A 6,914-nucleotide genomic window follows, 5' to 3' on the forward strand; every position below is an offset into this window, starting at 1 on the left:
ACAAGCAAACAAGCAAACAAGCAAACAAGCAAACTCAACGATAATTAGAACAAAAGAGTAAAGGAATAAACTATGTGTCACGTCTATTTCATTGATGATGAATCCGATCTAAGAATGGCCATTGAGCAAAGCTTTGAACTTGCCGAGATTGACGCCGAATTCTTTCCCGATGCAGAATCTGCGCTGATCGCCATCCAGAAAAATGGTCTTCCCCACGTGATCATTACCGATATCTGTTTGCCGGGTATTTCTGGGCATGACCTACTCAGCACGGTCATGCATAAAGACAAAGAAATCCCGGTCATCATGATCACTGGTCATGGTGATATCTCAATGGCCGTTCAAGCTATCCATAACGGTGCCTATGATTTCATTGAAAAGCCCTTTGCGAATGAACGCTTAATTGAGACGACCAAACGCGCCATCGAAAAACGCCAGTTAACTCTCGAAAACCAAGAACTCAAGCGCTCATTGAAGGCGAGTAAAGCACTAGGACCGAGAATCATTGGTGACACACAATCTATGACAGAGCTACGTTCTATCATCACTCATGTTGCCGATACCAACGCCGATATTTTATTGTTTGGCGAAACGGGGACGGGCAAAGAGCTAGTTGCTCGTTCTCTGCATGAACAAAGCAGTCGCCGAGAGCAAAACTTTGTTGCGGTCAACTGTGGCGCCGTTCCTGAAAACCTGATTGAAAGTGAGCTCTATGGTCATGAAAAAGGTGCTTTTACGGGAGCCGAAAACAAACGTGTAGGTAAGTTCGAGTTTGCGCAAGGCGGCACCCTATTCTTAGATGAAATAGAATCCATGCCAATGCAGGCGCAAATACGACTATTGCGCGTATTACAAGAGCGAGTCATTGAAAGAGTCGGCTCGAACGGATTAGTACCGCTCGATATTCGCGTGATTGCTGCAACTAAAGTCGACCTAAAAAAAGCTTCTGAGGAAGGAGCTTTCCGCCAAGATCTCTATTATCGGCTCAATGTAGTTACTTTAGACTTGCCGCCATTAAGAAGTCGCCAAGAAGATATACCTGCACTCTTTCACCATTTCTTGCTCGTCGCGGCGGCTCGTTATGGCAAAACAGCCCCTGCACTTCCACAAACAGAACTGCACGCACTTTTAGCTCATGATTGGCCCGGAAATGTACGAGAATTACGTAATACTGCCGAGCGTTTTGTACTTTTAGGCAAGCTTTCTCATTTATCAGACAACACCGTTGAATCAAACCAGCATTTATCGCTAGCTGAGTTGGTCTCTGACTTTGAGAAAAGCACTCTAAAGCAAGCACTTATTGAGTGTAACGGCAGTATAAAAGAGACCATGGAAAGGCTTCAACTTCCGCGCAAAACCCTCTATGACAAGATGCAAAAACATCAACTTGCGAAAGAGTCATACCGACAGAGCGAAAACTAAATTAGATATGCGAGCAAGATCACCTATACTTAAACCGCTAACAGGATGTTATGCAATAAAGTTGATAGGAAAATGGTTATGGGTGAGAAAACAAAAGTTCCATCAATTACCGACACAATGGAGATCGACGGTGTTTATTATATCGATCAACATGTCGACTTAAACACGCCGGAACTAGAAGCAAAAAGAGCCCTCTATCAACAGAGCGACTCTTACTTGAACTTCGGTAGGAATATTGATGAGGAGGTTTAATACCTCCTCACCTTTTTAAAATGACATAACATCCTACTTAGTGATGATTTCTGGCCCCATCAACGTGGTTGGTAACCATGTTGATACCCAAGGTACGTAAGTTACGATAATCAGGAATAAGAACATCACGCCTACCCAAGGCAATGCCGCTTTCACCACGTTCATCATCGACATCTTGGCGACACCTGCTGTCACAAACAGATTAAGCCCCACAGGCGGCGTTATCATCCCTATCTCCATGTTCACCACCATCATGATACCTAGGTGAATAGGGTCGATGCCAAGTGCAATTGCAATTGGGAATACCAAAGGTGCTACGATGATCAGCAAGCCTGATGGCTCCATGAACTGCCCACCAATCAAGAGTAGAACGTTCACCACAATCAAGAAGGTGATCGGACCTAAGCCTGCAGAAAGCATAGACTCAGTGATCATCTGAGGAATGCGTTCCTCTGTCAGTACATGCTTAAGAATCAGAGCATTGGCAATGATAAACAGCAGCATGATCGTCAACTTGCCGGCATCATAGAGCGTGTCTTTGGTATCTTTATGGAAGAAGGTTTGGAACACCTTAACCAAAGCAGGCTTTGTATTCTTCTTGTCAGCGAAAGGCCCCATATCTTTATAGATAAAGTTGGCAATAAAGAACGCGTATACCGCTGCAACAGCCGCCGCTTCCGTCGGTGTAAAGATACCGCCGTAGATACCACCCAAAATGATGACAATCAGTAGCAGACCCCAACTTGCGTCTTTTGCTGCTGCGAACATCTCACCCCAGCCCACAAAAGGCTGTGCAGGAATCTTCTTAATACGTGCTGCAATGTAGATAGCAATCATCAACATCACACCTGCCAACAGGCCAGGAATCACGCCACCGAGGAACATACGACCTACAGATACATCCGTCGCCGCAGCGTAAACTACCATCACGATTGACGGTGGAATCAAGATACCCAAAGTACCCGCATTACAGATAACCCCTGCCGCGAACTCTTTTGTGTAGCCGTTTTTGATCATACCAGCGATAACAATACTACCGATTGCCACTACCGTTGCTGGAGACGATCCAGATAACGCTGCGAACATCATACATGCCACAACCGACGCCATCGCTAAACCGCCGCGGAACCAGCCGACCATTGCGATAGCAAAACGGATAATACGTTTCGCCACACCACCTGTAGACATGAAACTAGAGGCCAAGATAAAGAAAGGGATCGCTAAGAGTGTGTAGTGGCCTGCAAATGCATTAAACAGCGTTTGTGCAACCGAAGCTAGTGACGCATCAGAGTGCATCAACAAGAATATGACGCTCGATAAACCAAGGGAAATCGCAATTGGTACACCGACCAACATGAAAGCAATTACCATTAAAAATAGAAATAACATTGCCATGATTAGTCTTCCTTACCGTTAGATTTTGTACCCGACTCGTTCGCCTTGTTTTGCTTAGTCGAATCCAATACCGCTGTCGCGTCTTCATCAGAACCCGCTAACACATCAGCTTTCAATGCATCCAGCTCTTCTTCGGCTTCATGGCCTGCAATCATGCGGTCAAGCTTTCCCGTCGCCACTTGATAAGCGATTTGGATAAATCGGAACGTCAGCATTGCCATACCAATCGGCAGCGCCATATAAGGAATAAAACGTGGCAGTTTCTCGTATCGCTCACCTTCATTCATCCAGTCAGAAAGAAACTGAAGCATCTCGGGCATTGGAATATCATCGGTCTCATACCATGCACGATCGGTCGCGAACGGGTACCAATAATTCCAAGAACCGATAAGAAGTAGGATTGAAAAGGCCAGGCAGCTTGTAACGGCAATTAACGCATACATTTTACGTAGCTTTTCTGGGGCAAGGTTAATGATGACATCAACGCCAATGTGGAAGTGTTTTTTAACGCCATAAGATGCGCCCACTAACACCATCCAAGCGAACATGAACACTGTCAGTTCTAGTGCCCACAAGATATTGCCATTGAATGCGTATCTGAATACCACGTTGGCAAAAGTAAGTAGCGTCATTGCGCCAAGGAAAAATGCGATTAATGACTCTTCAATCACATCCGTAACTCTTCCGACTTTGGAAAAAAGAGAGGTTTCCAGTGCTGATTCGCTAGAATTTGGTTGTTCCATTTGAGGCTTTTCCATAATTGACTCCGCTTATAATTGTTTTAATAAGGAGTGGCGAAATGCACGCCACTCCCTTAGCGGTGTTATTGGTTTGAAGCTAACGCTGCATCGATAAGATCTGAACCGATGTCTTTTTCAAACTTCTTCCATACTGGTTGAAGTGCAGCTACCCATGCTTCACGCTGTTCAGGCGTAAGTGTACGAACCTCACCACCGGCTTCGATGATGTTATTCTTGTTCGCTAGGTTAACTTTTGAAGATTCTGCATTACGTGTTTCAGATACTTCTTGAACGATAGTACCAAGCTGTGTACGTACATCTTCAGGTAGGTCTTTCCAGAAGTCGTTTGACGTTACAACTAGGTAATCCAAGATACCGTGATTGGTTTCAGTTACGCCGTCTTGTACTTCAAAGAACTTCTTACCGTAGATGTTTGACCATGTGTTCTCTTGGCCATCGATAACCTTAGTTTGCAGGCCGCCGTATACTTCTTTAAAAGACATCTTCTGTGGATTAGCGCCTAGTTGTTCAAACTGAGCCACCAATACGTCTGATGCTTGAACACGGAATTTCAAACCTTTCGCGTCTTCAGGGCTAATAAGAGGTTTGTTCGCCGACATCTGTTTCATACCATTGTGCCAAAACGCTAGACCCTGTAGGCCACGACGCTTCATTGCATTTTTCAGCTTTTCACCAGATTCTGAATTTTGGAAACGATCAACGGCTTCTACGTCTTCAAATAAAAAAGGAAGGTCAAAAATGCGGTATTTCTTAGTGAACTTCTCAAATTTAGACAGCGATGGCGCCGCCATTTGAACATCACCATTTAACAGGGCTTCCAGTACCTTATTATCATCGTAAAGTGTTGAGTTAGGGAAAACTTGCATACAAGCTTTGCCATTCATTTCCGTGTTTACTCGCTCTTCCAGTAAAGAAGCGGCGATGCCTTTCGGGTGCTTATCGGTATTGGTTACATGACTGAATTTAATCACGATTTCACCAGGGTCACAGTTTGCAGCAGCATTAAAACTGGTGAGCGCCAGAGCAGATACAGACAGTAGGGTAAGAGGCTTAAACATTATTATTCTCCTTAGTAAACAAAGCAGCCCTTCAATGGGAACTGCGTGCTTTCACTAAGGCAATTAGCGCGCCACGTTGATACAAAACATTAACAACCCTTTAACTACAAGGCTTCATCATAGTTGCCAACATCAGTCGCCAGTTGTTTGCAAAATTTAATGGGTGGGAAATGACACATAGAATATTTGTAAATGGGTGGGAGTTGACCAACGTATCACTAATGGATACAGCCGAATGAGGTCTGACCAAGAGCCACATTGCCGATGATGCCTTGAAGTAATTTCAACCTATCCTGTAGAGTGCTGCACAACTTAGCCAGATTTACCACTCCACTACTTAACAAGAGTTGATACCAATGAGTCAGATCTACCATCACTCAGTACAAATTTACTATGAAGATACCGATCACTCAGGTGTGGTTTATCACCCGAACTTTCTTAAATACTTCGAGCGTGCGCGCGAACATGTCTTGGGTAGCGATAAACTGGCAGAATTGTGGAATGAGCAAGGATTAGGTTTTGCGGTCTATAAAGCCAACATGACTTTTCAAGATGGAGTTGAGTTCGCTGAGATCTGCGACATCCGAACCTCTTTTGAACTCGATGGAAAATACAAAACGCTATGGCGACAAGAAGTGTGGCGCAAAGATGCAACTAAGCCTGCGGTGATTGGTGATATCGAAATGGTTTGCCTAGATAAAGACAAGCAACTGCAGCCAGTGCCTGCCGAAGTATTAAAAGCGATGCTTGGCGAAACGAGCTAACTTCACCTCACCAAACTAGCTTAAAAGAGATGAGACAACGAAAAGGTTCTCATCTCTATCTGCATGGGTAGCAAATTTCCACCAAGAGTCACGGCAAAACGGTACTGGTCATCTAATCGACCCAAGCAACATTGCCAATCTGTAGAAATATCGTCTTCTTGAGCAGAATCCAAATCCAACCTGATTCCATTATGTAGCCTAATTTCGCGATACAATCTAATTTCATCTTGCAAGTTTGGTTGAAAATCCGAAGCGTGAATTGGAAATGTTTGCTCCGTCAGATTGGAGAATTCGAACGAAAAGCTTCGCAACGATGTGGCTAACCCATGACCCGTAGCTTTGATGTACGACTCTTTCAACGCCCACAGATCGAAAAAACGCTCTCTCTGTTCTTCTTTGCTGAGCTCAAGTAAATCCGCCAATTCTTTATCTGAAAAGTAGTGCTTCATGATCGAGTCGATATTGGTCGAACTTCTTGCGTGTTCAATATCAACACCCAATTGAACTTGCTTCCCTTCTATCTGGCAAACTGCAATCAACAAATGTTCTTTGCTATGACTAATATTGAAATTTAACCCCGTCTTGAGTTGCTGTTCGGCGACTAAACTTGGCTTTCCTTTCTCGCCATATTCAAACCGCCACTCTTCTGGCCTCAAATCAGAATAGCAAGACAACACCTTTCTTAGATAGTTACGAACGTACAAAGCTTGAACCTGAGATGAGGGCATTCGATAGCGATCAACTTTGGCTATCTCATCCATCGTGAGCCTCTGTTTTAAGTACGACACGCTATCGATATCATCATGTAAATCACTCAGGGAGCAAAGCCACAAATCCACAATCGGTATTCCCATATCTCTAGCACTCATTTATTAAAATCACTCTCATCAAGCTATCAAAAAAACATCAAAACGAACAAATTTAACTCACCTATGATTTGCTATAAACATAGAGAAATCGGGAAGGAAACATCCTTCATATGAGAGCTTGGAACTTGATTTTAAAATAATAACAAATTAAAACACAGATCACACTCAGCCTTGTTAAACAGTCATCTATTAAACCTTACTTACAAAAACCTGACATAGATCTCACTAGGCCAAAAAATAGAGTATAAACACTAAAAAACAATTCATACCCATTAAATATCAATAAGTTAAATACAATAAAAATACAAAAATCAAAAACACATTCGATTCATCTGGTCTGAACAGATCATAGTGGCCGCTGGGAGCATTGTATCAACTACTCACCTCGGGTAG

At 43.5% G+C, this 6,914-nt stretch carries 7 protein-coding genes; 3 read left to right on the forward strand and 4 right to left on the reverse strand.

All coding sequences use genetic code 11. The features are described from left to right. Positions 1-72: 72 nt before the first annotated feature. Complete coding sequence (locus tag L8S15_RS02005; protein WP_010439492.1) at positions 73-1,422, forward strand: sigma-54 dependent transcriptional regulator; 1,350 nt, start codon at positions 73-75, stop codon at positions 1,420-1,422. 78 nt (positions 1,423-1,500) lie between these two features. Next, entirely contained in the window at positions 1,501-1,674 is a 174-nt protein-coding gene (locus L8S15_RS02010) for a hypothetical protein (RefSeq protein WP_016767079.1), read from the forward strand. Positions 1,675-1,707: 33 nt separating this feature from the next. Here L8S15_RS02010 and L8S15_RS02015 read toward each other — a convergent pair whose 3' ends face one another. The 3 genes from L8S15_RS02015 to L8S15_RS02025 form a co-directional block, all read right to left on the reverse strand. Further along, complete coding sequence (locus L8S15_RS02015) at positions 1,708-3,069, reverse strand: TRAP transporter large permease (protein WP_004736074.1); 1,362 nt, start codon at positions 3,067-3,069, stop codon at positions 1,708-1,710. Between the two features lie 2 nt (positions 3,070-3,071). Then, a complete protein-coding gene (locus L8S15_RS02020) occupies positions 3,072-3,827 on the reverse strand; it encodes a TRAP transporter small permease (protein WP_016789153.1) in 756 nt (251 codons plus the stop codon). Between the two features lie 65 nt (positions 3,828-3,892). Continuing rightward, positions 3,893-4,888, reverse strand: coding sequence for a TRAP transporter substrate-binding protein (locus tag L8S15_RS02025; RefSeq protein WP_016788636.1), 996 nt, complete (start codon positions 4,886-4,888; stop codon positions 3,893-3,895). Between the two features lie 356 nt (positions 4,889-5,244). Between L8S15_RS02025 and L8S15_RS02030 the strand changes: the two genes are divergently transcribed. Beyond that, entirely contained in the window at positions 5,245-5,652 is a 408-nt protein-coding gene (locus tag L8S15_RS02030) for a thioesterase family protein (protein ID WP_016788637.1), read from the forward strand. 20 nt (positions 5,653-5,672) lie between these two features. Here the strand turns inward: L8S15_RS02030 and L8S15_RS02035 are convergent, their stop codons facing one another. Beyond that, positions 5,673-6,506 (reverse strand): 4'-phosphopantetheinyl transferase superfamily protein, encoded by an 834-nt coding sequence (locus tag L8S15_RS02035; protein WP_016798121.1) that lies wholly within the window; start codon positions 6,504-6,506, stop codon positions 5,673-5,675. Positions 6,507-6,914: the final 408 nt, after the last annotated feature.

The organism is Vibrio sp. S/42/10 (genome assembly GCF_029890535.1).
Taxonomy (GTDB): domain Bacteria; phylum Pseudomonadota; class Gammaproteobacteria; order Enterobacterales; family Vibrionaceae; genus Vibrio; species Vibrio cyclitrophicus.

Coding starts and splice junctions, on each gene's coding strand:
- L8S15_RS02005 (WP_010439492.1), top strand. CDS start 73: ATGTGTCACGTCTATTTCATTGATGATGAATCCGATCTAAGAATGGCC.
- L8S15_RS02010 (WP_016767079.1), top strand. CDS start 1,501: ATGGGTGAGAAAACAAAAGTTCCATCAATTACCGACACAATGGAGATC.
- L8S15_RS02020 (WP_016789153.1), bottom strand. CDS start 3,827: ATGGAAAAGCCTCAAATGGAACAACCAAATTCTAGCGAATCAGCACTG.
- L8S15_RS02035 (WP_016798121.1), bottom strand. CDS start 6,506: ATGGGAATACCGATTGTGGATTTGTGGCTTTGCTCCCTGAGTGATTTA.
- L8S15_RS02025 (WP_016788636.1), bottom strand. CDS start 4,888: ATGTTTAAGCCTCTTACCCTACTGTCTGTATCTGCTCTGGCGCTCACC.
- L8S15_RS02030 (WP_016788637.1), top strand. CDS start 5,245: ATGAGTCAGATCTACCATCACTCAGTACAAATTTACTATGAAGATACC.
- L8S15_RS02015 (WP_004736074.1), bottom strand. CDS start 3,069: ATGGCAATGTTATTTCTATTTTTAATGGTAATTGCTTTCATGTTGGTC.